The organism is Vibrio sp. YIC-376, assembly GCF_052353105.1.
Taxonomy (GTDB): Bacteria; Pseudomonadota; Gammaproteobacteria; order Enterobacterales; family Vibrionaceae; genus Vibrio.
In genome coordinates this window covers 393,598-419,920 of record NZ_JBBWFK010000002.1, presented here as the reverse complement: position 1 = coordinate 419,920, position 26,323 = coordinate 393,598, and the positions used below count along the sequence as shown (strand labels likewise).

Here is a 26,323-nt window from a genome sequence, read left to right as displayed (position 1 = left end):
TAATATTCTGATTATCTCCCCTGCATTTACTGTTAGGACAGCTTCAGTATTGTTGCTGAAGCAATAAGCTAATCAGCCAAAGGCGCATTCAAACACGATAAGGAATAAAAATGTTAAACCAGTACATACCACCAAGAGTTTGGACGAACGACAATGAAAATGGCGGCCAATGGGCGAGCATCAATCGCCCAGATTCAGGCGCTCGTCATGAACAAGAGTTGCCAGTTGGTGAACATCCATTCCAGCTTTATTCCATGGGTACACCCAATGGCCAAAAGGTCACCATCATGTTTGAAGAGCTGCTGGCCGCCGGTGTGAAAGAGGCAGAATACGATGCGTATTTGATTAAGATAGGGGAAGGAGACCAGTTTGGTTCAGGATTCGTCGCTGTAAACCCGAACTCAAAAATTCCAGCATTGGTGGACCGCTCTGGTGAGGAGCCTGTAAACGTATTTGAATCTGGCAACATTCTTTTCTATTTAGCGGAAAAGTTTGGCTTGTTTTTACCTAAAGATGGGGCTAAACGAGTTGAAGTGATGAACTGGTTATTCTGGTTGCAAGGATCTGCACCATATCTTGGTGGTGGCTTTGGTCATTTCTATGCTTATGCTCCTGAGAAGTTTGAATACCCAATCAACCGCTTTGCGATGGAAGCGAAGCGCCAGTTGGACGTATTGGATAAGCGCTTGGCAAATAACGAGTTCTTAGCTGGTGATGAATACAGTATTGCAGATATTGCCACTTGGCCTTGGTATGGTAACTTTGTTTTAGGGCGCTCTTATGATGCGGCTGAGTTTTTAGATGTAGATAGCTACAAAAATGTTGTTCGTTGGGCTAAAAGCATTGATGAGCGTGAAGCTGTAAAACGTGGTCGAATAGTCAACCGTTTTTGGGGTGAAGATTGGGAACATCTGGCTGAGCGTCATAGTGCACAAGATATTGACGATGTTCTGAAGCTCAAACCTTAAATTATAAACACTCCACTAAGTATTTGCGCATTTGTTTTAGGTGCGCATTTCTTATTTTAATGTAAGTATTTTATTAATTTCAGATAATCAACGGGCCATTAAATATAAATCAAACTATGGTCTGACATAAATGAAATTAATGTATTTATATTATCCTTTTGTTTTTATTTTAAACCTTATTTAATAGAAAGATTTATATAGTTTCTATCCATTGAGACTATATTATTATTGACGTTAAATTAACAATATTAATAAAAATACCAGTAATATAATTGAAGTTGGAAATCATGATTAATCGATTTTCATTGCCCCCTAATTTTCAGTTCAAAAACATGAACTGGCTTTTCTATTATGTCCGCACAAGTGTTTTTTGACCTGCCTGTGTGCGGACGTTTTTTTATTTTCTATAGTTTTCATTCTTTGCACTAGACTGCATTTCACTTATTTTTAAGTCAATGCTCGATACTCAGTTTTTTATACGTTGATTTTATTAGTGTATTTTTACCCTTCGACGAGGGCGTGGCTCACACCTTTGCATGAGAATGGCAACGATTTCTTAAACTTTAGAATCATGTCCCATAATTTTTGTTTTGCAACATAAGTTACAGATAATCTTGGAACAAGTGTTTATACTGTGTGCAATTGATGTCTAAGTGTGTAGGTGCCTATCAGGCGTTATCCTTTCATACTCAGTCAGCTTTGTTTAACCAAGGAAGGAAGTGTATGAGAAACAAATGGGCACCGCTATTTGCCTCACTTTTGATCAGTGTACCAACGTATGCGGTTGTGGTTACAGAGGACGATGTCCCAGTATCACAACAGGCATTTGAGGAAGAGTTCTCTTTTTTAGCCTCTGTTCGTGCCAGTATTTTCGCGGAGGATCATTCATGCGGGGGCACCATTGTCGGTGACCGCTGGGTGTTAACTGCTGCCCACTGTTTAGTCGCATCTGATGCTAGTTTGGAAGATAGTAACTCGAACCCTGACGTGTTTACGCTTTATGATGTTGCCAAACCCAAAGAAATATCGGTAACGGCAGGTAAGGCTGATTTATCTTTAGTTGAGATATCTGATATCTACAAGGTCACTCACGTTGTGATACACCCAGATTATTATCCAGTGAACTCAGTGACGACGGATGAAACCGGGTTGACGGTTCTCGAATCAACAGCATACCAAAATGATCTTGCTTTACTTTATGTGGAACGCGATTTTCCTGCCAATCTTGTCGGTACGGTAAGCTTAGGTGACTCAGAGAGTGATATTAGGTTGTCTAATTTAGTTGATGAATGGGACTCAGCAGACCCAAAACCTAATGTAAAAGTCGCGGGTTGGGGGACTGATGGTGGGGTCTTACTAGATACGGACGTGTCGTATTATCCTGTGCCTTTGTGTTATGAACGTCTTGAATCTGCGGAAGATCTACCAAAATATATATCATCTCCTCTTGATCTTACGAAGCTTTGCACATTACCTACAGCAATTGTTGGTGGTAGTGGAGATAGCATCATTGGTAACGGTGCTTGTGTCGGCGATACTGGTGGTCCTTTATTACTGAAAAGCAGCGATGGTCTTAGTTTTACCCAAGTCGGTATTATCAGCGCGGGGCCTATCATTAATAGCGTTTGTAGCTCGATTACCTTGCCAACCTGGTACACCAACGTATCGTATTACACGGAATGGATAGAATCGTACATTAGCAGTGACGAACCGCCTGAAGCTGTGATCACCAAGCCTGATTTTCTCGTTATTGCAGAAGAAGACGATGATACTGTTACTGATGATGAAGAAGGTGATTCTGTTACAGAAGACGAAGAAGTCACTGACACCGATGAGTGTGAAACGTATATTGATGGTGACTATGTTATTTTTGGATGTGACGACGACGACGGCGATAGTAGCGGTGGTTCTCTAGATTACATGTACTTATTGCTGATGACATTACTTTTAGCAATAACTCGAAGATATCCTCTAAGTCGTTAAATTGTATTAATAAAAAATATCGCCCCAACATACATATGTCGGGGCGATATTTTTTAGATATTTACAGAGCAGCCAGAATTGTTTCTGCGTTGCTTACTTCAAACTTTTGTGGTGCTTCAACGTTAAGCGTGGTAACGACACCATTATCAATAATCATTGCATAGCGCTGTGAACGAATACCGCCAAAACCAGCTGTATCCATTTCCAGACCTAGTGCTTTGGTAAAGCTAGCGTCGCCGTCACCTAACATCTTAATCTCAGAGGCATTTTGTGCTTCGCCCCATGCATGCATAACAAATGCGTCATTTGTTGCTACACATGCAATTAGATCAACGCCTTTTGCTTTTAGCTGGTCAGCGAGTACAACATAACCAGGTAAATGAGCTTCTGAACAAGTTGGAGTGAACGCGCCGGGTACAGCGAACAACACTACTTTTTTGTTTGCAAATAGTTCTGTTACGTCGTGGTTTACCATGCCATCGGCAGTTAGCTCACTGACAGTCGCAGAAGGTAGTGTTTGACCTTGTTGAATCATGATTGTCTTCCTTTTGTGATTCGTTACTTAATCTCAGTCAGTCTAGCGCTTAAGTTCAACATTAACCACAGACGGTTTGTAAGGGTATAACCAAGTAGTCTGCTCGTTTTTGAGCATATTTGTAAAATTACTTAGGCGTCCCCTCATGATTGCTGTGTTAATCCAGGTTGGACTCAATGTCTATCACGCAGAGTGACGTTCAACGTATTGCTCAACTTGTGAACGATAGTTGGCTTTCATTTCACTATCAATAAAGCTTGCTTCAATCGCGTTGAGGGTAAATTTGGCTAACTCTGCGTGGCTCATTGGATGAGCTTGACTCACGGCCAGGAAATTATCAGTCATATAGCCACCGAAGTAGGCAGGATCATCAGAGTTGATAGTTACGGCAACGCCTTTGCGTAAAAGCTCCACGATATTGTGATGTTTCATGTCGTCAAAGACACACAGTTTTATGTTTGATAGAGGGCAAACCGTCAGCGGCATTTTGCTCTTAATTAGTGATTCCACTAACTGTTCATCTTCTACACAGCGAACCCCGTGGTCAACACGACTCACTTCCAGCATTTCAATCGCATCCGAAATATTTTGTGCAGGGCCTTCTTCGCCTGCATGTGCAACGGTAAGTAACCCTGCTTCCTTGGCTTGCTGAAACACGTGCTTGAATTTGGCTGGTGGATTTCCTTTCTCTGATGAATCGAGTCCGACGCCAATAATTTTATCGCGATGCTTGAGGATAGATTGAAGAGTTTCCATCGCACTCTCCTCAGAGAGATGACGAAGGAAGCATGCAATGATTTGTGAAGTGATGCCGAGCTTATCACGTCCGTCTTTTAGCGCACGTTCAATACCATTGATGACCGTATCAAAATCAATGCCGCGATCAGTATGTGTTTGCGGATCGAAAAAAATTTCTGTGTGGATGACATTGTCTGCTTTGCAGCGCTCTAGATATTCCCAGGTCAGATCGTAAAAATCTTGTTCAGTACGTAATGCATCAGCACCCTGATAGTAGAGGTCAAGAAAAGACTGCAAATCTTCGAACTGGTACGCTTCTCGTAACTCGCGTGGTGATGAATATGGGATGTCGATGCCGTTACGTCTTGCCAATTTGAACATGAGTTCTGGCTCGAGTGATCCTTCGATATGTAAGTGCAACTCTACTTTTGGAAGACCTTGAATAAATGCGTTCATATTCCACCTTTTGTGTATTATGGATGCAGTTACTCTAAGAATAGGTATAGATAGAAATAAGTCGAACGCTATTACAAAGAGTAAGATACACCGTTATCTCAACTCTTCGTAATCAGCACTTTGCGGGAGCTGGTAGAGACCCCCAAACCATATCATTGGGGTTATACGAAGCAAACGGTTGCAATTATACGCAAAATTATCAATTTGACTAGGGTGTGTTGGTATTTGGTGTTGGCGTTCGACAATCTTGTCGCTAATTAGCGATATGAATATCTACGCGTGGGGCTGATTTATCAGTAAGAAAAAGTGGTATTGAGCTGATGAGTCTAAGGGGAGAATCATGTAAGTGGAAGGCAGGTGGCGTTACCTTACACATGAACAGGAAGAAAGAAACCGAGGAAGTAGCACTTAGAGGTCAAATAATTTATCGAACTCTCTTTGTTCCATAATATCTTCAATACGACGTCGGGTTTTTTGTTTCGCCGCTGTGATAAGTTGTTCAGACTCTTTCTTTTCTTTCTCAATTTGGCTTTTAGTTTTTCTATCCATAAGATATTGCTCCAAAGTAATTATTAGTATTGTCGACGTATTGAATCGTACTATTTGACAATAAAGTGACCTAACTTTGATCCTGACTCACTCAGAATCGTACCTTCACAGGCTTTTTCACAATAGTTAAATTCAATGAAAATACTGGTGGAGTGCAGTTTTGGTAATATATGCCGCCTTAAAATATCACCATTAAGTTGATGTATTCTGGCGTTCCAGGTGATTTGAGGGTTTTCTAAAATAAACTCTATATCTAACATTTATTCTCCTGTTTCTTGACGATTTTATCTTTGCTAAGTAGTTGATACCAATGCCTTTGACGGCTTGTTCTTCTTGAGGACATAATATTTTCCTGAGATTAATAAAATATAAAACGGTACTGCCAAACTTATTTTAGACAGCACTAAGCTAAGCCATTATTTATTTGGCTGAATACATGTGGGGAGGTGTTTTTGAAGGGGGAGAAATTTGGTGCAGCATGGAGATGCTACACCAAGAAAAGCAGTCTTATAGAGGAGTAACTTCAGTCGCTTGAGGACCTTTTTTACCTTGCTCTACGTTGAAGCTTACTTTCTGACCTTCAGTCAGAGTTTTGAAACCGTCAGCAACAATAGCGTTGAAGTGTACGAATACATCTTGGCCGCCGTTGTCTTGAGATAGGAAACCAAAACCTTTAGTTTCGTTGAACCATTTTACTGAACCAGTTACTTTACCAGACATAAATACCTCTGTATCAAAACATGAATTATTGGGTGGATCTTTTTTAAGCTATTGAATGTTCAACCAAGAGGAAGTTGTACGCAGGTGTCTGAATTTGAGATTCAAGATTTTACTGAGAGGAAACTTAAACTAAATGTTGCATTAACAGCTCTTCTATATGAGCCAAGGGTCACTATACACCGAGTTTAAAAAATAGCTACATTTATTTTCGCATTATCTGTAAGTTATTTGATTCTGTCTTCTGCCATGTTTTGCCCAATCCAACAACAGTAGCAGTACTCCTCTGCTACATCTTGATAAGATTTAAGCTGTTGTTCGAAAAATTTGAATAAGTAGCTCAACTGCTTCTGGTCACTATTATTTTTCTTCAATCTACAATATGAACATGTCGCGATCGTATGCAGACTTGTTGGGTAGATCTGCTTAAAAGCGCACGAGGAGCAAGATTATGAGCACAGTAAGAGAAATTCGTCAGTTGATTCCTTCTCAGCCGACTGCGGATGGAGACGGCGTTAAAATTCGCCGAGTAGCAGGATTCAATAACGCACATTTTTCACCATTTCTGATGATGGACGAACTGAAATCAGATGATCGAGCGGATTATATCGGCGGTTTTCCTCCACACCCACATCGTGGGATTGAAACCTTGACGTATATGTTGAAGGGGCACTTTCAGCATCGTGATCATATGAACAATGTCGGTGAACTTCGTTCTGGTGGTGCTCAATGGATGGCCGCTGGGCGTGGTGTGATTCACAGTGAAATGCCTATCATGCAAGACGGTGAGCTACATGGTTTTCAGATTTGGATTAACCAGCCAGCTAAAAACAAGATGCAACCAGCTCAGTATCATGATTTTCAGCCGGAAACAATCACCGAATTTGATGATAAAGAAGCAGGTCTGGTTCGTATTATTGCCGGAGAGCTAAACCTTAATAACAACACTGTAGTAGGCCCGCTGACGAAAACAGGTGTTGAGGCCACAGTCGCTGATTGGCGACCGCATGAAGGTGAAACTATTACGCTTGTGACAAAGCCAAATCACAACATGATGGTTTATGTTTATCAAGGCGGTATTGAGAACCAGAAGCGTGCAATAAGACAAGGGGAAATGGCACTCTTGTCTAAGGGTGAAACAGTAGTGCTGACAGCAAACGAGGAAAGCGGTGTATTACTATTCATTGGTGAGCCAATCAACGAGCCAGTGGTTCATTACGGTCCATTTGTCATGAACAGCATTGAAGAAATCGAACAAGCAATCCAAGACTACAATGCAGGATTGTTTGAGACCTATTAGGCTATACGCCCAGTGGTCGTAAATTATCAAGAAAAGAATTGGAGCCTAGTTGTTGGGTTCATTGTGAAGCAAATAAGATAATCCACTGCCATCGAATTTGCGTTAGCCACACCGTGAGGTGTGGTTTTTTTTCTTGGTGGAGTGAAAATATTTAGAGTTGCTGCCAGCGTACAATGGCTTCTTTACCTGCCTCAATACCAAGGTCATAGGCGGCACGCAATGGTTCTGGTGAACGGCTTAACCGCTTTAGTTTGAATGTCTCAGGTGGACAAACCTGAATGATTTCGACCCCATCGGGTGGATTATCAATAACTGATAAGGCTTGGTTGTAGCGAATATCCCGTGTCAGCATGGGCGTAATCAGGGCAGGGGTATCTCTCAGCATTCTTTTGGTGATGGAACTGAACTTGGCTTTTGATTTTCGGTAACTGGCAGGTCGGCTACGTAATACCATGATTTTGGTTGCGCCGCGTTTAATTGCCTCCGCAATGGGGATTGCATCTGCCACACCACCATCGACATATCGAGTACCATCGAGTAGTACACCATTGCGATATAGGATAGGTAGAGCACTACTGGCTTTCATTGTTTCGGCAAGCATTTCGACGTCTGGAGTCAGGTATTCTGCTTGGCCTGTATCTTGTCGAGTTACACCCAAAAAGAAAGGCCGCGAATCTGCTTTTATAACCTCTTTATCAATACCAAGCTCAGCGAGTGTGACTTTCCACATCCAATCCAGATCCATCATATCGCCACCGAGAAATAGACGGCTGGGAGTAATAAACTCTTTTCGCAGGCTGTAGTCGAGATAGATTTTCAGGTTCCTCCCCGGCATTTTTGCCAGGTAGGCAGCTAAGTTACTTGCACCTGCTGATACTCCCCAAAAACTGTCGAATGGAGAGAAATTTTGTTCTAAAAAGTGATCGAGAATGCCGCAAGAAAAGACGCCGCGCATTGCGCCCCCTTCAACAATTAGTGCTCTCGTACCTATTTGTTTCATCGTTGTTTTCCATCGCTCGTCGATCACACTGGCAGTTCGTCAGCATAACTTATGAGAGGCTAATTCCCAAGCCAGTATCAAAGACACGATCTCACTTAGTATGTTTTGTGTTGACAATGTTTGATTATCAAACTAAATTTAATTCAAATATTTTGATAATCAAACAAAAAATTCAGGAATGAAAGGTCAAATCATGATGGCAGCATCGCAGCATACACACGATTTTGTGTCTCATAATCACAAAGGTGAAAAGCGAACATTTTACGTACTCGTTCTCACCGTTGTTACTATGGTAGTGGAGATAAGTGCAGGGACTTTATTTGGCTCGATGGCATTGCTGGCAGATGGTTGGCATATGGGAACCCATGCTGCCGCTTTTTGTATCACTCTGTTTGCCTATCGTTATGCAAAGCAACATGCGAACAGTAAGCGATTCTCATTTGGTACCGGGAAAGTTAGCGTGCTAGGGGGCTTCACCAGTGCAATTGCGCTTGGGATGGTCGCACTGATGATGATGGTTGAATCCATACACCGTTTATTCAATCCTGAAAGCATTCAATTTAATGAAGCCATTATGGTGGCGGTCATAGGCCTAGTGGTTAACTTGGCGAGCATGCTGCTACTTCAGGATCATCACCATCATGGACATGATCACCACCATGATGAGCACCACGATCATCATGAACATCATCACGGTCACCACCATGATCATAACCTTGCGGCGGCGTACTTCCATGTTCTTGCCGATACACTGACTTCACTGCTTGCCATCATTGCACTTATTATTGGTAAATTTTACGGATGGATTTGGTTGGATGCGGCCATGGGTATGGTAGGGGCTCTTGTTATTGGGAAGTGGACGCTTGGTTTATTGAAGCAAACGGCGCCGGTTTTATTGGATGAAAGCATTGATAAACAGTACCGTACGGATATTCAAGCCGTGCTCGAACCTTATGCTGAAGTCGTTGATCTTCATGTTTGGAAAATTAGTGGCCATCATTACTCAGCCGCGATCGCGATACGTAATCACAGCGATAAAACGCTAACTGAATTTAAGCAATTATTGAGTAAGTTTGATAAGATTCATCATCTTACTCTCGAAGTGCAAAATGACTAAACGATGAGCGAATTAGAAAAATTGAATCAAATGCTGACTGAATTCTATGACAAAATGTCTTCGTGGGAACAGTCAGTGGTTAAAGAAACTGGTTATTCATTGGCGCAGGTCCACACAATTGAAGTGCTGGGGGGCCATGGAGCTTTGCGGATGAAAGAACTGGCAGAAAAACTTGGGATAACAACAGGGACATTGACAGTTCAGATTGAAAAACTGGTGAATGCGAATCTGATCGAACGTTGCCCCCATCCCGAAGATCGCCGTGCAATTGTGGTTAAATTGACGCCAGAAGGTGAAGTTATTCATCGACATCACAATCAGTTACATCTTGATTTAGTTCGTGATTTGACCCGTCATATAGATCCAGAGCAGCAATCCATTTTTCTTACTTGTCTTGAAAGAATGAACCGCGAGTTCTAACCTTTTCTGATTGCAGAGTTTTATCAAGAGAGCAGAGTACAAATTAGCTTCTGCTCTTTACTTTTCCACCATATAAATTATTCATATTTCTCTCCATTTCACAAAGTTTCTTAGACATATTTAGCTGTCAAAAAATCGCATTTTTAAGTCATTATCTTTACTGCAAAATATACAGTTCAAAGACAATATCTCTTGTTTTTGGCGTCCAAGTCTGCACGATCTTCGTTGATCTTTACTATGCTTATAATTCGGCTTTTAGAAAACATGCAGGTAGGGAGAGTCGGAACAGTAAGCTAAAGGCGAGGTTTAGCTACCGTTTCATTAACATTTAGAAATTAACTATCTTTGATTTTTATAACTAAAACGAGGAAGTCAGTAGTGGTCTAGGCATTAATTTCAAATATTAGGCGACGATATGAATATACAATCAATAATAATTGAGTACGCTGTAGCGATAATCGGCTTACTTTTGACAGGGGTTACCCTCTGAGAAAAATCTCCCAGAGGATAACAAGAATTATCGATTAATGTTGAAGCGTGCCATTGCGGCTTCTTCTTTAGATACAACGGTTTTGCCAATTGGAGCGAGGGAAATAACCGCTAGTTTCAGGTGCTGAAGTGCAAACGGAATACCGATGATGGTGACAAAACACGCTACGGCGGATATCACATGACCGATTGCCAGCCAGAGACCTGCAAACACAAACCAAACTATATTACCTATGACACCAAGTGGACTGGTGCCGATGTCCATCTCATTGGTCAATTCATCACGTGAAATGGCTTCTTTTCCGAATGGGAAAAATGAAAAATTACCCATGACGAAACACGCTCGCCCCCAAGGGATACCGATAATGCTGATGAACGCCAAGATGCCAAAAACCCACCACAGCAAGCCCATAAATACGCCACCCAACACAAACCAGATGATGTTGCCCAGAGTTCTCATTCTATTTCCTATTTCTAATGGTCGATCATATCACTTGAGTATGATTATAAGTATGTCACATCAATCTTAACAGAGTATGAATGACAAAAATCGGCCAAAACAAAGCCAAGTAACTTATTGTAAGTTGGGAAAGAAATACCCATGCTGATGTCTCTATAGAGCGCTTGAACCTGGGTATTGTATTTGAGTAGCTTAACGCAGTATTGTCTGCTCAATTTGTCGACAGATAGCTTCCGCAAGCTGGTGGCTAGCGATATTTCGCTCCACTATATGATTTGCCATTTTCCCACTCTCAATGACCCCAATCCAATCTAAAAGCATGTTATGGAAGCCCTTACTGGTCAGCATTGGCGTCCAATCTTTTAGGCTTAGTTTGTGTTCTTGGTTTTCATTGTGAAGCTTACCTTCAACAAAAGAGTCAAACTCAACTGCTTTATTTGAATAACAAGCCTGAACACGTTCGGTGGTGATACCAAAATGGCGATTCATAGAGGCGTGTAGCACTGTTTCGTCATGCTGCCATTGCACATCCAGCCGAGCGAGAAGTGCTCCGCTAAATTGATGAGTGATGTAAACATCTTGTAAGTCGCTTTTAGCCACAATATTGACACTGTCTAACGGATGAATGAAATCGTCAAAAATAAAAGTACGAACATCACCTGGCAGGTTATGTCGATTCTTTTCCCATCTGAGCGATTTTAGCCCGGTAATTTCCCCCTGCTGTGTGCCCGGCATGTGTTGATTGTAGAGCGGTATGTGGCGGCGATTAAACCCAACATAAAGAGGCTGAGCAGTCTGAGCTGAAATTTCATATAGCTTTTCAACTTCTGCTGCGTTGTCAGCAAGAGGCTTGTCAACAAACGCAGGAATACCTTGCTTCAAAAAGTATTCAGCGATTTGGAAGTGGCTGCTTGTTGCAGCGTGTATCATGACTGCGTCGACGCCAAAGTTAACGAGCTGGTGATAATCCTGACAGGTCTCAGCTATTCGGTACTGTTGCGCCAGAGAACGGAGGGTATGTGTATTTCTGGTACAAAATACTAAGTCAATATCTGGAAGTTGAGTGATAACCGGAAGGTATGCCTTTTGTGCGATGTCTCCCAAGCCAACAATGCCAATTTTCATCTTGGTTCTTCTCTTGCTCTTTTAATTTATTAGAACGAGATTATAGCAATCGAGAGTCCGTTCGTTGCAGGGTTTTGGCATAAAAAGCCTGACTTACAACTTTCGGTCAGGCTTTAGGTTTCAACTCATACACTAGGCATTAGGTATACGACATGGGTTAAATATGTCCATATTAGCGTCATAGGCGTTGGTTTTAACATCCATGATCCCTAGTAGAGAGTGGAAGATATTGTCTTGTGAGTACTTACCCACGCTTTGCGCTTCTTGGCTCAGACAATCTGAATCGATCTGTTTTGCCTGTTTGAAGCTTGGTGACATCCACATCATAAAAGGCACACGCTTTTGGAAATCTGGTGCGAGACTATAAGGCATGCCATGTAAGAACATACCGTTTTCACCCAATGACTCACCGTGATCAGAGAGATAAATCAACGCTGTGTTGTATTTGTCTTCCAACCTGGTGAGCTTGTTGATGGTTTGCTCCAAAACGTAGTCTGTGTAACGAATAGTGTTATCGTAACTATTGACTATTTGTTCGACACTACAGTTTTCAATATCTGCACGTGGACAGTCGGGTTGGAAGAAGGCTTTATCTTTTGGATAACGCTGGAAGTACGTTGGGCCATGGCTTCCATTGAGGTGCATAGTGACGACCCGGTTACCTCTCATACTTTCGATCTGCTGATCGAGGTCATTAAGCAGGGCCATGTCATAGCAATTGCTGCCATTACACCATTGATCGACTTTACTTCGGTCTAACGCAATTTTTTTGATCTTGTGGGCGACGTTTTTATCCCCACCATCATTCTCTTTCCACATCAGGTCGATGCCTGCATGCTGCATAATATCTAACACGTTGTCTTGATTGTCTGCTTTCGTGCGTTCGAATTTATTGTGGGTAAGCTGCGAGAACATGCACGGAAGTGCCACCGCTGTTGCTGTTCCACATGAGGCGAAATCCTGAAATGAAATGACGTCCAGTTTACTGGTGTATGGGTTGGTTTTGCGCTCATATCCATTTAATTGGTAGTTCTGAGAGCGAGCCGTTTCACCCACAACAAAGACTAGTAAGGTTGGCTTTTCTTCCGCTTGTTTTATTGCGGATTGTGATTGTTTTGCCTCTGTACCAATCTCGCGATAAGGCTCCGGCGTTGTCAGGTAGTTTTTCTTAATATATCCACTCGCACTGTAGATGAATTGAGTGGGAATAATCATCTTTTTCAGGTAGCTGTTATTGCGGCCGACCGATGAGTAGTCTTGATAATATATGCCCGCGATAGCGGCAATGACAGCAAGAGAGGCAATCATCGATACGAGTTTAGTTAGCGTAAAACGGAGCAACTCGCCATTGAGCGGACGTAATTTGGCTTTAGCGACAATCAAGGCTGGAACGATGCCCATTAAAATCACCCATAAAGTGGAATAGGCGCTAAGATAAGAACCAGCTTCGCTAGAGTCGGTTTCAATGATATTGGCGATCATTCCGTAGTCGAATAGTGTACCGTAGTTGTAACTCGCGTAGCTCACCATACTAGACAGAACGAGTAGCAGGATAAAAAATGGTTTACCTATCCATGGCCAACTGAATAAATTGAAAAGAAAATTCAGTGCAGCAATAAAGAAAATTGGGATCGTAATGGCAAATCCGACTTTTACGTTATCAAGATGAGAGAAAATACTAATGAGCTCTTTATAAATCGGGACATTAACGATAAGAGCAAAATAAAACGCCAACATAAAAGTAAAGGCAACGTAAGAGATACCTTCTTTCTGTAAATCAACGGTCTTCATAAATAACTGCCTTACAAAAAACTAAAGCAAAAACGACGCCCAGACGAAAAGGACGAGTAGTAATGCGACAAGTACGGCTGCAGATCCAATATCTTTTGCGCGACCACTTAGCTCATGCCAGTCGTCGCTGACACGGTCAACTACTGCTTCTATCGCCGAATTAATTAATTCAACGATTAAGACCACCAGTAAACTGCTGATCATCAGTACTCTTTCTAACGTTGTGACAGGCAAAAAGAATGCGCTGATCGAAAGTACAATAGAAAGGAGTAATTCTTGTCTAAAAGCCGCTTCATTAGTCCATGCCGCTTTCAATCCCTGAAGTGAGTAACCGGTCGCGTCCATGACTCGGCGAATACCTGTTTTTCCTGGTTTCAAAATAGAGTTCCAATACCGATCGATGAAAAATACCTTTGCTGGTGTTCGAGTGCACAAGCTAGTGGTGAGACTAATGGGTCGCGCGTGAAACATTTGTGAATATAAAGAGGCGTAAATTTGAAAAGGCGAGTGTGGTATTAAAAAGGCAAAGTAATCTGCATGCTGGCTTTGATATGCATGCAGCAAAGACCACCATTACTTCTAATTAGAGTTCGATCAAAAAAGGCGCAACAAGTGCGCCTGATCCTAATGTGTGAAAATATAAAGTGAGACTTACGCCTATTGTTCACTCGTGCAGACGACACTGTTATCACTGCCAAATCCGTTAGGCACGTAGCCATCGGCTTGAGGGTCATTTTGCCATTCAGCTTCGTCTAACAGGTAACGAAATTCGATGTTTTGTTCCTTTGGTAAGCGAGTTTTGAACTTAAATTGGCCGCTTGCTTTGACCAGTTTCATTGGCTCCGGCTGCCAGTTGTTAAAGTCTCCAGCAATTTTTACTGATTCAATTTGCTCTTTATCGAGCTCAAAAGTGACTTCGACTTCATCTTTTGTTTTAAAAAATCTTTTTTTAAGCATTAATCTTTCCTTGTTTGTACAAAAACTATTCTAACTATTACAAAGTATTCATGCTTAATTCAAGTTTTATCATCGACATGCCGGTAAAAAAGACGAAAATAATGAACGCGGATTAATCGCGAATTGCTCTTCAAGCTTGTATGAACAGTGTGTTTCTGTATGATGAAATTCATCATATTTTTGAAGACGTTGGTATGTTGACATTTAACCGCACATTGCTGCTGACTTTGACCTGCTTGGTTGCAATGCTGCTGACCAGTTTGTCTCCTAAAGTACAAGCGTCGACCATACCTTTAGAACAGCAGAGTGTTCAATCTCCTTCAGAGGCAGTTCAGGCACAGCTTGGGGTGAATTCTGACTGTATTCAGTCTCAAGATAGCAAGCACACACTGAAGCCAGGGAAGGAGCAACAAGCTGGCTGCAGTTCTTCATGTATTGTGAAAGTGCCTATGAGTCTGCCACTGAGTGGCTTGATTCTCCTCCCATACAGACTTGCTCTAATACAAAGGCCTCCCGCAGTAAAAGCGGTAACAGTTGTATACGAACCGTATCGACCTCCCATTGTTTGATTTTCTTCTAACCTATAAAGAACATACAACTTTTGTAAATTATTCAGAATTAGAAAGGCACATGATCGCCTTGAAGGAAAACCAACAATGAAGAAACTATTTGCGCTTTTCAGTACCCTGTTACTGGCATTTACCGCACATGCAGCACAGTTCGAAGAGGGTAAGCACTACAAAGTGTTGGACGCAGAAAAAGCAACGAAGCCTACGGTTACAGAGTATTTCTCTTTTTACTGCCCGCACTGTTATAAATTTGAAAGCTTAATTGCAAATCTGAAGCCTGCTTTACCTGAACAGGCACGATTTGAAAAAGTCCATGTTGCCTTTATGGGAGGAAACATGGCTGTTCCTATGGCGAAGTCTTACGCGACAATGGTATCGCTAGGGGTGGAAGATAAAATGATTCCGGCAATGTTTGCTCAGATCCACCAAAAACGAGAGGCACCTAAAGACGAATCTGAGTTAAAAAGAATCTTCACTGACAATGGAGTTGATGCTAAAAAGTTTGATGCCGCGTACAACAGCTTTGCCGTGAATTCGATGCAAAAGCGTTTCGATCAGCAGTTCAAAGAAAGCACGTTGACAGGGGTACCGGGTTTGATTGTGAACAACAAGTACATTGTTATTCCTAATGAAATTCGTTCTTACGATGAGTACAACGAATTGGTTAACTATCTATTGACGCTTTAGGTATTAAGTACGAATAAAAAATGGCGACATTTATGTCGCCATTTTTATATTGAAAAGAAGGGATTAATTGTTTAACTGTAGAAAATCAAGCCAACAAGGCGATGCCGTGCATAAGAAGCACGCCGCATGTGAGTTGACCTCGCAGTACCTGATAGCCTTTTGGATCCCTCTCTTGTTCCACTTTTCTAATCAACTTCTCTGCATACCACACCGCAATGTATCCCGTGGCTAAGAGTAACGTGGCCGTGATGTAATGTGTGTGCCCTTGAAGCAGAGAGCCCCAAGCGAGCAATACAAAGAGATTACTTAGGATTAATATATTGCGGCTTAGACGGTGGTAATAATGATCAATCCCATTGCCCCAGAGCACTCCAGACAAGAAGCTTAAGATAACGGCGCTGTAGGCAATAAAAAACTGATGGCCACTTAAGTTGAAAAGCGTTGTGTCAGAAATGATGAGCAGCAAACTGAATAGGAATGGCAGTAACCCCAAGTAGCCAAGGCGCAACATTGTTGAGCGCGTAGTGACCATGACTTTACTCCTACAGTTGTTGTTCGATCATATCAGTAAGCGTAGTACTCGTTGGAGAAGTTGAGCTAGGGAAAGTTGCGATGACTTTTCCCTCCCTATCGATTAGAAACTTGTAGAAGTTCCATCTTGGTGAGACACCCGCCTGTTGGCTTATCTCGCTAAACACGGTGTTTGCATCCGAGCCCATCACAGAGCTTCTTGCCATCATAGGAAAGGTGACGCCGTAATCGAGATAGCAGATTTTTGCTGAGTTTTCTTCGCTTCCTTTGTCTTGCTTGAAGTCATTACTCGGAAAACCGATGACCGTAAAATTTTTATCTTTGTAGGTTTGGTAAAGGGTTTCCAATTGCTCGAATTGTGGAGTAAATCCGCATTGACTAGCGGTGTTTACAACGAGTAACGTTTTTCCTTTAAAGCTCTCACACAAATCAATTTCTTCAGTGGAGTTCAGGAGTCTTTGCTTACCCTGAAGAATGTCAGGGCAACTCGAAGCAAAAGCCAATGTACTCAGGCTGAAGAGCCCGATAGTGACAAAGGGTCTTATTATTCCTTTCATGATTTGATCTCCTTATTTGTTCACCTTAGTCAGTATAGTGTTACTCAGGAGATTGGATATCGATCAAAAAAGCCGCACAATAGTGCGGCCCGAATAGAAACTTGGTAGCGTTATGCCAACTTCAAATCGAATTGGTTACGGTAAGCAACCATGTCTTCAATCGTTAGCACCGGCATGTTGTGAAGGCGGCCAAAGGCGACGAGTTCAGGCGTCTTAGCCATTGTGCCATCAGGATTAGTCACTTCGCACAATACGCCAGCTGGTTGAAGTCCCGCCATTTGCATCAGATCAACCGTACCTTCAGTATGTCCACGGCGAGTCATTACACCGCCTGGACGTGCACGTAATGGAAATACGTGACCTGGACGCGCTAGATCTTCTGGTTTTGCATGTGGATTTGCTGCGGTTTTGATTGTGGTTACACGGTCAGCGGCGGATACACCGGTGGTTACACCTACTTTAGCTTCAATTGAAACGGTAAATGCTGTTTGATTCGCGCTATTGTTGTTCACAACCATTGGAGGCAGTTGTAGTTTATCTGCTTGAGCATCTGTCAGACAGAGACAGACAATGCCACTGCATTCACGGATCATCAGTGCCATTTGTTCGTTAGTCAGATGTTCAACTGAGTAGATGATATCGCCTTCGTTTTCGCGATCTTCGTCATCGAGCAAAAGAACCCCACGACCTTCTTGAAGTGCAGTAAGCGCGTTTTCAACGCGAGTAATTGGATCACCGAATTCGGCAAGTAGAGATGACTGATTCATGGTTAACTCCTAAAAATGACCAGAATCAGGGCGGTGTGAGAGATCGCCGTAAAATGCGATCAAAAAGAAATGCACCAGCTCTTCCCAATAGTTGAGTGAGTCGACTGGTGTATTCTTATTCTCTTTCATCCGGACTATAACCGTCGGCTCTGGCATCTCACCAGATCTGCTGACCTCGACGAATCGAGCGCTCGCGGGCTCACTCAAAAGAGTATACCGCCGGTGGGGAATTTCGCCCCGCCCTGAGAACAATTAAAATTATGCCAAACCACAAGTTTTAATTACGGCTGACTTAGAGATAGTACTGATTTAACAATATTTTGGGAAGCAGATTACTCTTTTATTACATAAAAATGTGCTACCGACGAAAAAAACCGGTGCGAATAAAGTGATCAATCTGCACCGGGACGAAGGTATTGTAGATTAAGCTGGTATGCGTTTGCTTCGCTTCTATATGGTCTTGCATCCCTTCCAGACGGGTTTCTTCGACCGTAACCGTGCCATCAGACAGAGTATTGCCATCGCGCATTAAGAGCGGACGAGCACCGATAGGGACAGTGCCTGCGATACTGCCGAGCTTCTGTGGAAAATCCCAGACATCTTCGTGTTTATTTAAACCGTGACTTGGTGAGTTACCTAAAATTGCTCCTAATCCAAGGTCTTGAATTCGGGAGACAATTGAAGCGCCTTTCAACGGAGAGCCGATTGCAACAACATGGGAGACTAAGCTGGTGGTTGGTTTTCTGTTCCCCAGATAACGTTTAATCATCAAGCCACCTAAGCTGTGTCCAACTAGTATATTGGCGGTAAGCGGATTGAGCGCATGATCTATGGCATCGAATAGTTCTTCTTCGTTTATCGATACGGTGTTGTAACTTAGCACTTTTGTTTCATAGCCTAATTTACGTAGCTTTTTGCTAAGAGGCTGCATGACCAGCCCATGCATATAAAGACCATGTAGAATGATGATTTTCATATTACCCCCGATGATGTATTAGTAATCCTACTCTAAATTAGGCGTAACTACTTGTGACTTATCAGCAATTCTTGTACTTCTTGCTGCAACTTGTGGCGATCTAGTGAAATTGGGCTGACAACTTCACCAATTTTCACTTCGACTTTGGACCAAAAACGTCTTGGCAGGGTAGTGAGTGCGTGTCCATCTTTATGGCTAAAAAATGAGCCCCACAGTCCTTTTAATGCCATTGGTATAACTGGTACCGGCGTGCGTTGAAGGATCTTTTCTACCCCGGGACGAAACTCACCTAACTCACCGTCTGATGTCAAACGACCCTCAGGGAAAATGCACACAACCTCTTCGTTATTCAGAGCTTGCTCTATTTGTGCAAATGCTTTCGTGTAAGTGTCCGCACACTTACGTGGAGAACAAATTGGAATGACGCCAGCATGGCGGAACACATACTTAAGTATTGGCAGTTCACTGATGGATTTATCCATCACAAATCGAACTGGACGGGTAGAGGTTCCCATCAGAATCAGTGCATCCACATAACTGACATGATTTGCGACGATTAATGCAGCGCCTTTCTCTGGGATGTGCTGGCGTCCTTTAACGGATACGCGGTACAAGCAATGGCTGAGTAAATAACTGATAAAACGCTGCGTAAACTCAGGAACTTGGCGATATACGAAAACGGCGACCAAGAAATTGCCGATGGCCATGATTACGAACAGTTCAACTACAGAACAGTCTAAAACGCTTAGGACGAATATCGATACCAATGCTGACATGACCATGAATAAGGCATTCATGATGTTGTTGGCGGCGATTGAACGTGCACATTCCCCTGATTTAGCGCGTGATTGGATAAATGCATACAGTGGGACGACAAACACACCACCGCTTAGTCCAACTAAGAACAGGTCCACCATGACTCGGAGATGTTTGGAATCAGAAATAAAACTGTGTACGTCATAATAGCCGCTTGGCAAGGTGTCGTATGATGGTACCGCCCACAATAAATCTACGCCGAAGACGGTTAAACCCAAGATGCCAAATGGCAGAATACCCAGTTCAACATGATCAAAAGAGAGTTTTTCACACAGCCAGGAGCCTGTTGCGATACCAATTGAGAACAGCGCCAGTAACAAAGACACGACTGTACTGTCGGCAAACAGATGTTCACGAGCAAAGTTAGGGAATTGCGTCAGGTAGGTTGCTCCCATAAACCAAAACCAGCTAATGGCCAGAATTGACATCCAGACCCCACGTTGTTTTTGCGCGACTTTTAGGGTCTTTTTAAGGCCAGAAATTGGCTCGAATTTCACTGTTTGTTTGGATTGACTCGGTAACGCAGGAATATACACGCTACTTAAGAACCCCATTAGCGATAGGACGATGACAAGACAAGAAGCAATAAAAGTCCCATTCGGAATCGCTAATAAAAGTCCTGCCGTTAATGTCCCCATCAGAATGGAAAGAAAGGTGCCCATTTCAACCCATGCATTACCTTTTATTAGCTCATTTGCTTTCAATGCCTGAGGTAGTAATGCGTATTTTACTGGCCCAAAGTATGCTGACTGTGCTCCGGTTAAAAACAGTAACAATAACATCAAGATTGCGTTTTGCGTCATGATGGCCGTGGCGGCACACACCATAATCAACAGTTCGATAATCTTCAGGCGTCGAATCAGCTTGGCTTTGTCCATGTTATCAGCAACAGCGCCTGCATGAGCGGAGAATAAAAAGAAAGGCAGAATAAACAGACCTGCAGCGAGGTTGACAAACAAATTGGCTGATACCGGTAATGAATCAATCAGACGGTAGGTGACCATCAATAAAAGAACATTTTTATATACATTGTCATTCAGTGCCCCAAGGCATTGCGTGACAAAAAACGGGAAAAAGCGCTTAGAGAAGAACATGCTGGCTCCATAAGAACAAAGTCAAAATATGCGAGCACTTTATGCCTTGTTCTCAGATAAACCAGTTATATATTAAAAGTAACATTATGTGAGACTAAAGGTGCCTTTTAGTGTAACTTTTCTCAATAAAAGGTGCCAAATTTGTTACTTGTTATGAGGCGTTCTTTCCCAAGGTTTAAATAAGGGAAATGTCCATCGTCGCATGGCGATAACCAGAGAAGTTCCGTGCTTTTCATTCATCCCTAAAGCGTTGTCACTTTGGCAAGCCAGATAAAACTCGTCGATAACCTTTTGTAGTTTTTGTTGAAGCTTCTTGTTGGTAGGGATGCTCATTAAACCTGTAGCCATCGTTAGCTTTTCATCTTCTGCGGAAAAGTAACTTTGGAAAAATGCTTCCTGAACTTGCTGTTGAAAAAAGCGTTGAATCGGACCACCCATCTGCCATTGAAAAGTCGGGGATATCCGTAAGCGAATTTTATTCCCAGGTAGTAAATCAACAATGTTAAGACGGTCTAGCAGGGCAAGTTTTTGCACCAGTTCGGGTTCATTAAACAAATATTGCTCAATGATTTGTTCAAACTGGTATCCGTTCACTACACAAATTGCGACCAGCAATAATGCTTTATCTTCAACGAGTTGCTTTTCTTGTTCTAGAGAAAGTGATTCCAGTCCTCGGTTATGTGACGCAGCGAGTTTAAACAACTCTGCCATTTCCAGACCAATCAACTGGCAGATACGCTCGAGTCTTTCGAGGCTAATCTGATGACCTTCAGCAAGCAGTCTTTTCACTGTTCCTTCGCTGACGTCAAGGTGCTGTGCTACGTCCACATAGTGTAAACCTGCAAGTTTTAATTGCCGTTTGAGCTCTTTAATCAGGGCATAGCTTTCGGACATTTATTCGGCAACCTCTTCGCGTAACTGGCCTAAGTAGGTTTGCATAAACGCTTTGCGTCGCTGTGCTTCCTGCTTGGCTGAATCGGTGTTCATCGTATCTACGATTTTAAACAACTTAGTCTGAAAGTGGTCAAGGGTAAATTGTTTGTCATCTAGCTCACGCTCTTCGGCGAATATGTCATCGTGGTCGTAGAGCTTTGCATTGAAGTGCGTACTGACTTGAATGCAGCGTGCCACACCTATCGCGCCCAGTGCATCTAAACGGTCGGCATCCTGCACGACTTGTGCTTCTAGTGTGTTAGGCCGAATATTGGCACTGAAACTGTGCGCTTCTATCGCATGAGCAATGGCATCATGGTACTGATGTGGGTAATCAATACTCTCCAAAAAGGCGATGGCTTTCTTAGCTGCAATTACAGAACTTTTCTTCCGGTTGGGATGATCTTTCGGGTACGTAAAACAGTCGTGCAAATAAGCGGCAGGTAATACAACCTCCAGTTGAGCACCTTCTTCTTTAGCTAGTTTCTTGGCGGTTTTAGCAACACGCTTCACGTGATTAAGATCGTGGGCAGCATCAACTTGCATTTCTTGCTGCATAAATTCTAAAAACAGAGATTCAGTTTGGCTTAATGAGGTCATGAGAATACTTAACACTAAAATTTTGGGGGAAAGTATGCCCAACAAAGAAACTAATTTCCAAATGCGATGGTGTTATTGAGACTTAAACCCAAATAACCTCGAAAGGCTTGATTCAGCGAGAATGATTTGGCACTCAGACGCGCAACGATGTGAAGCTTAGAAACGATTTGAAGCTTAAAGAAGGCAGATAAAAAAAGAGCCAACCGCAAACAGTGCGATTGGCTTATATACATGTGAACAAAATCTAATTCACTAACAACGTCAGTTGGCTAGGTGACCCTCGGCTTAAGAAGGGTCAGCTCAATTAATGCAGCTTACGTGCCAACTTTAAATTCATCGAAACTCCGTGGTTTCTCTGAGATACGTTGCTTAAAATTTGATGCTTTTTGCAAATTGCAATTGCGATATGCAATTTACCTTTAATATGCTAATGATTGATTAATAAACTAACAGCGCTTCTTTACAATAATACTAGACTTGCGGTGCCTAAGAAGGCAAAAAAGCCAACAACGTCCGTCACAGTAGTCAAAATCACTGAACCAGCTAGTGCGGGGTCGAGCTCCAATTTATCCAACATGATGGGAATCAACACGCCAAACAGTGCTGCAGTAATGATATTTACGATGATCGCCAGAGCGATGGTGCCCCCAAGGATAGCCGATTGGAACCATAATCCCGCTAACCCTCCGATAATGAGAGCCCAGGCAATGCCATTTAACGAGCCGATACCAAGTTCGTTTTTTAGTAGCTTAAAGCGGTTACCTGGTGTGATCTGGTTGAGGGCCATTGCACGGATCATCAGTGTAAGGGTTTGGCTACCCGCAATACCGCCCATCGAGGCAACGATTGGCATTAACACTGCGAGCGCAACCACCTGAGCGATGACGTCCTCAAAAAGCCCAATGGTGACAGAGGCTAAAATAGCGGTAAGTAAGTTAATACCAAGCCATACCCCGCGTTTTTGAGAGCTCTTAATGACCGGAGCAAACAAGTCGTCCCCTTCATCCATACCGGTACCCGCCATCAAACGAGCTTCATAAATTTCGCGTTGGGTACTTAGTGCAAATTGCCAATCCACTTCTCCAATTAGAGTTTGATCGGCATCTGTCACTGGCAACGCTGAAAGTGAACTGTGCTCTAGAGCTTCAACGGCTTCAGGCAGAGACATCTTGCTATCCAGTACGGTTACTGTCTCAATCGCTAAACTTTTCAGGCGTGTATCGGGGTCACTACGCAATATCTCGTAGTAGTTCACTGCGCCTCGAAACTGTTTTTTACGGTTGATCAAATAGACTTGCTGAGGCGTGCCGTAGCTGTAACGATCCATCAACTGCTTAGCCGTCTCGACAGTTATGTTAAAAGGCAGGGTGATGATTTTACGTTCAGCCCAACGACCTATCTCTTCATCTTCATAAGCATTCGCTTGATCGTAAAGCTCTAACTCGGCTTTCTCGATGAGCGAGAGAGCTTCATGAATGATCTCTTCCGGCAGTGAATCTGCCCATTCGATCAGCGAAAGGTTATCCAGCTTAGCAAGGGTCAGTTTTAGCTCAACTTCTGATAAGGCATTGATGATAGAAAAGCGAACGTCAGCACGCATTTCAGTCAGTACATCAATGTGCAGCTCGAGTGGTAAGGCTCTCCATAAACGAACACGATCATTAATGGTGAAGGCTTCCAGAATCAAAGCTATCGCACCGGGCTCCAGACCCGCTTCGATAGATTCATTGAGTGTCGCGACTTGATCCGCTTCTTCGGCTTGTCCAATTTGTTGTATTAGAGTGGAGAGATCTTGAAACTTGCTCACCGAGCACCCCGATAATTTATGCGTTTTAGTGGAAAATGATAGCGTGTTACTTTTCGGTCGAAGCTTTCTATTAACAATAGCGAATTATTGTGCCTAGAGTCCGGGCCAAAAGGCTTAAACAGTAGTCAAACTACTTGAAAGCAGCAGAAAAACAATAGGCTAACCGAAATTGATCTTCAGATAGGGCTCAACGAGTTTCCGAATGTTCACTTTGGCACCGATCCGAGCCGCGAGTAAGTACATACCGGCAATTTTCCGGTGAAGAAAAATGGCATCTGCTGGTGGTGTATGCCAGTAATCTTGCTCCATACTGAGGATCTTATCAGCGTCCCGTAGCCTTTGTGCAAGGCCACTGGCTTTAAAGTCATATGCCTCGTCAACTAACATTGGCTCGCATGCCATTTTGACTAAATCGAGAATCGCTTTGCGCTGCTCCTCTACTATGGTTTGGCTGAAAAAGCCAATTTGCTGCAAAGCGTCATTCAGGCCATTTTCGTCTTCATTAATTACAGAAGAGAACGCTAGGCGGTAACCTGAACTAAAGCGTTCACTGTATTCTCGGGTAGCACCAAAATCTAACAGACCAATCTGTTTGGTTTCTTCAATATATAAATAGTTGGCGAAGTTTGGGTCAGTCTGAACCATCTTGAACTCAAACAGTTCGCGAAACAGCAGCTCAAGCAAGTTATGCATTACTGTGTCACGTGTCTTTTGGTCATAGTTTACGATGGTATCAACAGGGGCGCCTTCGATGAATTCCATTGCTAACACAGACTGAGAAGAGCTTTCTGGGTGAATTTTAGGCACAACGAAATGGGGGTGTTCTTTTAGTGCCTGGTAATAACGTATGGCGAACTGTGCTTCACGTAAATAATTTGCTTCGTCGTGAAGTTGCTTCTTAGCCTCTTCTAGCAGCCCCTTGTAATCCACCGACTCAGGTATAAGCCCGACGACTTTAAGCAGTGTGCCGACGTTATCAACGTCACTGTTTATGCTTTTGCGAATGCCGGGATATTGGACTTTCACTGCTAGCTTGTCACCTGCGTCACTGTAAGCCTGATGCACTTGCCCGATAGAAGCACTGGCGATGGGCTTGAAGTTAAACGCAAGAAACTCCGCTTTCCAATTTGGACCAAGCGAATTTTCCATCACACTATTTAACTGTTTCGCTGGCATCGGATCGGCGTTAGAACGCAGCCTGGAGAGGATGTCGGCTAACTCAGGATCGAGGATATCGCCTGCATCCATCGACAGCATTTGACCAAGTTTCATTGCGGCACCACGTAAATGGGCAAGCTGATCGGTCAACCTGGTGATGTTTTGTGGAGTCAATAGGAGGTCTTTCGCTTTAGGTCTGTTACCCTTAGCGAGTTGCTTGGTGCCTTCTGCAAGCACGTTCCCTGCGACTCTTGTTGCGAGAGACGCAAATTTACCAAATCGAGAAATGCGATGTGTGGGTAAGTTTCTTTCTTTGTCCGACATGAGAGCCTCCCGTTAATTATATCCAAACTACCACTGCATGCCGCTTTTTGGACTCGCTTAGGGACTCCCTGTTATACGGGAAAAGTGTGCAATTGGATATACTTAATGAAAGACCGCCAGCAGTGCCAGCGGTTATAGGGATCCTACATTTTGTATGTACTCAAGGCTTAGTCTGATTTTCCGCACTGTACCAGCGATTTGAATAAGCGCTGCTGTAATCCGGAGCGGTAATTTCTTCGTACAGATCATGGCTAGCCTCGAGCGGGCCAACCACAGTTCGATACGGCAGTACACCAGCCCATACTGGGATATCTACATCTTCAGGGTCATCGTTGACACCGAAATTACTAATTTTTACTGAGGCTTCTTCCAGAGAGATTCTTAATAACATAGTCGCATTCAGCTCTTTTTCATTACTTAATCGGATTTGCTCTGTTCTACCCGGTGCGATTTGCTCCACAAAGTGATTCAGCAGGTGATCTTTTTCTTTGTGGTCCGGCACCACTTCAAACTGACCAAACACAACGGCACTACGATAATGTGCGCTGTGGTGAAATGCTGAGCGAGCCAGTACCCATCCATCGAAGAGTGTGAACGTCAGACACGTTTGCTGACCTTGTTTGAGTGTTCGTAGAAGTCGGCTGTTATTTGCACCATGGATATAGACGAACTCTCCTACACGCCATGCCAGCATAGGTATCACTACGGGGCCAAGTTCGTTGTTAATTGCAATATGGGCAATCAGACTCTCATCAATAATCTTGTGTAGCTTTTCAACTTCGGTTACCGCTTTGTGCGCGCCTTTCTTAATTTGTGTTCTTTTTGTGTTTGATAACATTACTGCTCTCCTTGGCGTAATCCCAATGCCGGGGTAGGCATTTTTAATCAGTGTCTAGTTG

Annotated in this window: 28 protein-coding genes and 2 riboswitches; of the genes, 7 read left to right on the top strand and 21 right to left on the bottom strand. The window is 43.0% G+C overall.

From position 1 onward, the window contains the following. The first annotated feature begins 110 nt into the window (after window positions 1-110). Both yghU and WJM94_RS06150 read left to right on the top strand, forming a co-directional pair. Entirely contained in the window at window positions 111-968 is an 858-nt protein-coding gene (gene yghU, locus WJM94_RS06155; protein ID WP_444493356.1) for a glutathione-dependent disulfide-bond oxidoreductase, read from the top strand. Between the two features lie 723 nt (window positions 969-1,691). After that, on the top strand, window positions 1,692-2,951 hold the full coding sequence (locus WJM94_RS06150; protein ID WP_444493355.1) for a S1 family peptidase: 1,260 nt from the start codon (window positions 1,692-1,694) through the stop codon (window positions 2,949-2,951). 61 nt (window positions 2,952-3,012) lie between these two features. Here the strand turns inward: WJM94_RS06150 and WJM94_RS06145 are convergent, their stop codons facing one another. From WJM94_RS06145 to cspE, 5 genes are all read right to left on the bottom strand, one after another. Next, a complete protein-coding gene (locus WJM94_RS06145) occupies window positions 3,013-3,486 on the bottom strand; it encodes a peroxiredoxin (protein WP_444493354.1) in 474 nt (157 codons plus the stop codon). 183 nt (window positions 3,487-3,669) lie between these two features. After that, entirely contained in the window at window positions 3,670-4,680 is a 1,011-nt protein-coding gene (locus WJM94_RS06140; protein WP_444493353.1) for an adenosine deaminase, read from the bottom strand. A gap of 89 nt (window positions 4,681-4,769) precedes the next feature. After that, window positions 4,770-4,869: riboswitch (purine riboswitch) on the bottom strand. Window positions 4,870-5,088: 219 nt separating this feature from the next. Then, window positions 5,089-5,229: an adenosine deaminase gene (locus tag WJM94_RS06135; protein ID WP_444493352.1), complete on the bottom strand. Its 141-nt coding sequence runs from the start codon at window positions 5,227-5,229 to the stop codon at window positions 5,089-5,091. A gap of 50 nt (window positions 5,230-5,279) precedes the next feature. Beyond that, complete coding sequence (locus tag WJM94_RS06130) at window positions 5,280-5,489, bottom strand: hypothetical protein (RefSeq protein ID WP_444493351.1); 210 nt, start codon at window positions 5,487-5,489, stop codon at window positions 5,280-5,282. A 247-nt stretch (window positions 5,490-5,736) separates the two neighbouring features. After that, window positions 5,737-5,949 (bottom strand): transcription antiterminator/RNA stability regulator CspE, encoded by a 213-nt coding sequence (gene cspE / locus WJM94_RS06125; RefSeq protein WP_444493350.1) that lies wholly within the window; start codon window positions 5,947-5,949, stop codon window positions 5,737-5,739. Window positions 5,950-6,397: 448 nt separating this feature from the next. Between cspE and WJM94_RS06120 the strand changes: the two genes are divergently transcribed. Further along, window positions 6,398-7,246 (top strand): pirin family protein, encoded by an 849-nt coding sequence (locus WJM94_RS06120; protein WP_444493349.1) that lies wholly within the window; start codon window positions 6,398-6,400, stop codon window positions 7,244-7,246. A gap of 151 nt (window positions 7,247-7,397) precedes the next feature. Here WJM94_RS06120 and WJM94_RS06115 read toward each other — a convergent pair whose 3' ends face one another. Further along, on the bottom strand, window positions 7,398-8,246 hold the full coding sequence (locus WJM94_RS06115) for a patatin-like phospholipase family protein (RefSeq protein ID WP_444493348.1): 849 nt from the start codon (window positions 8,244-8,246) through the stop codon (window positions 7,398-7,400). Window positions 8,247-8,442: 196 nt separating this feature from the next. Between WJM94_RS06115 and dmeF the strand changes: the two genes are divergently transcribed. After that, window positions 8,443-9,363, top strand: coding sequence for a CDF family Co(II)/Ni(II) efflux transporter DmeF (dmeF, locus tag WJM94_RS06110; RefSeq protein WP_444493529.1), 921 nt, complete (start codon window positions 8,443-8,445; stop codon window positions 9,361-9,363). Window positions 9,364-9,366: 3 nt separating this feature from the next. After that, on the top strand, window positions 9,367-9,783 hold the full coding sequence (locus WJM94_RS06105) for a MarR family winged helix-turn-helix transcriptional regulator (protein ID WP_444493347.1): 417 nt from the start codon (window positions 9,367-9,369) through the stop codon (window positions 9,781-9,783). Window positions 9,784-10,300: 517 nt separating this feature from the next. On the opposite strand, the gene WJM94_RS06100 is transcribed toward WJM94_RS06105, so the two are convergent. The 5 genes from WJM94_RS06100 to WJM94_RS06080 form a co-directional block, all read right to left on the bottom strand. Further along, entirely contained in the window at window positions 10,301-10,732 is a 432-nt protein-coding gene (locus tag WJM94_RS06100; RefSeq protein ID WP_444493346.1) for a YccF domain-containing protein, read from the bottom strand. Window positions 10,733-10,924: 192 nt separating this feature from the next. Then, window positions 10,925-11,857: a Gfo/Idh/MocA family protein gene (locus tag WJM94_RS06095; protein ID WP_444493345.1), complete on the bottom strand. Its 933-nt coding sequence runs from the start codon at window positions 11,855-11,857 to the stop codon at window positions 10,925-10,927. 132 nt (window positions 11,858-11,989) lie between these two features. Then, window positions 11,990-13,648 (bottom strand): phosphoethanolamine transferase, encoded by a 1,659-nt coding sequence (locus WJM94_RS06090; protein WP_444493344.1) that lies wholly within the window; start codon window positions 13,646-13,648, stop codon window positions 11,990-11,992. Between the two features lie 21 nt (window positions 13,649-13,669). Further along, window positions 13,670-14,026, bottom strand: coding sequence for a diacylglycerol kinase (locus tag WJM94_RS06085; protein WP_444493343.1), 357 nt, complete (start codon window positions 14,024-14,026; stop codon window positions 13,670-13,672). Between the two features lie 279 nt (window positions 14,027-14,305). Continuing rightward, window positions 14,306-14,605, bottom strand: a complete 300-nt coding sequence (locus WJM94_RS06080) for an isoamylase early set domain-containing protein (RefSeq protein ID WP_444493342.1) — start codon at window positions 14,603-14,605, stop codon at window positions 14,306-14,308. Between the two features lie 140 nt (window positions 14,606-14,745). Here WJM94_RS06080 and WJM94_RS06075 point away from each other — a divergent pair, with 140 nt between their 5' ends. Further along, window positions 14,746-15,174, top strand: a complete 429-nt coding sequence (locus WJM94_RS06075) for a hypothetical protein (protein WP_444493341.1) — start codon at window positions 14,746-14,748, stop codon at window positions 15,172-15,174. 87 nt (window positions 15,175-15,261) lie between these two features. Beyond that, window positions 15,262-15,861 carry a thiol:disulfide interchange protein DsbA/DsbL gene (locus tag WJM94_RS06070; protein WP_444493340.1) on the top strand — a complete coding sequence of 200 codons (600 nt, stop codon included), beginning with the start codon at window positions 15,262-15,264 and terminating at the stop codon, window positions 15,859-15,861. A gap of 85 nt (window positions 15,862-15,946) precedes the next feature. Here WJM94_RS06070 and WJM94_RS06065 read toward each other — a convergent pair whose 3' ends face one another. The 10 genes from WJM94_RS06065 to WJM94_RS06020 form a co-directional block, all read right to left on the bottom strand. Next, window positions 15,947-16,393 (bottom strand): DUF3429 domain-containing protein, encoded by a 447-nt coding sequence (locus WJM94_RS06065; protein WP_444493339.1) that lies wholly within the window; start codon window positions 16,391-16,393, stop codon window positions 15,947-15,949. 10 nt (window positions 16,394-16,403) lie between these two features. Next, window positions 16,404-16,949, bottom strand: coding sequence for a glutathione peroxidase (locus WJM94_RS06060; protein WP_444493338.1), 546 nt, complete (start codon window positions 16,947-16,949; stop codon window positions 16,404-16,406). Window positions 16,950-17,059: 110 nt separating this feature from the next. Beyond that, window positions 17,060-17,716, bottom strand: a complete 657-nt coding sequence (gene ribB, locus WJM94_RS06055; RefSeq protein ID WP_444493337.1) for a 3,4-dihydroxy-2-butanone-4-phosphate synthase — start codon at window positions 17,714-17,716, stop codon at window positions 17,060-17,062. Window positions 17,717-17,829: 113 nt separating this feature from the next. Next, a riboswitch (FMN riboswitch) is annotated at window positions 17,830-17,970 on the bottom strand. Between the two features lie 104 nt (window positions 17,971-18,074). Next, window positions 18,075-18,692: a triacylglycerol lipase gene (locus WJM94_RS06050; RefSeq protein ID WP_444493336.1), complete on the bottom strand. Its 618-nt coding sequence runs from the start codon at window positions 18,690-18,692 to the stop codon at window positions 18,075-18,077. Between the two features lie 47 nt (window positions 18,693-18,739). Further along, entirely contained in the window at window positions 18,740-20,602 is a 1,863-nt protein-coding gene (locus tag WJM94_RS06045) for an MFS transporter (RefSeq protein ID WP_444493335.1), read from the bottom strand. A gap of 144 nt (window positions 20,603-20,746) precedes the next feature. Then, on the bottom strand, window positions 20,747-21,496 hold the full coding sequence (locus tag WJM94_RS06040; protein ID WP_444493334.1) for a helix-turn-helix domain-containing protein: 750 nt from the start codon (window positions 21,494-21,496) through the stop codon (window positions 20,747-20,749). Then, window positions 21,497-22,135 (bottom strand): HD domain-containing protein, encoded by a 639-nt coding sequence (locus WJM94_RS06035; protein WP_444493333.1) that lies wholly within the window; start codon window positions 22,133-22,135, stop codon window positions 21,497-21,499. 460 nt (window positions 22,136-22,595) lie between these two features. Next, window positions 22,596-23,942 (bottom strand): magnesium transporter, encoded by a 1,347-nt coding sequence (locus WJM94_RS06030; RefSeq protein ID WP_444493332.1) that lies wholly within the window; start codon window positions 23,940-23,942, stop codon window positions 22,596-22,598. Window positions 23,943-24,101: 159 nt separating this feature from the next. Then, on the bottom strand, window positions 24,102-25,424 hold the full coding sequence (locus WJM94_RS06025) for an ABC1 kinase family protein (RefSeq protein WP_444493331.1): 1,323 nt from the start codon (window positions 25,422-25,424) through the stop codon (window positions 24,102-24,104). A 160-nt stretch (window positions 25,425-25,584) separates the two neighbouring features. Continuing rightward, window positions 25,585-26,262 carry a pyridoxamine 5'-phosphate oxidase family protein gene (locus tag WJM94_RS06020; protein ID WP_444493330.1) on the bottom strand — a complete coding sequence of 226 codons (678 nt, stop codon included), beginning with the start codon at window positions 26,260-26,262 and terminating at the stop codon, window positions 25,585-25,587. Window positions 26,263-26,323 lie beyond the last annotated feature (61 nt).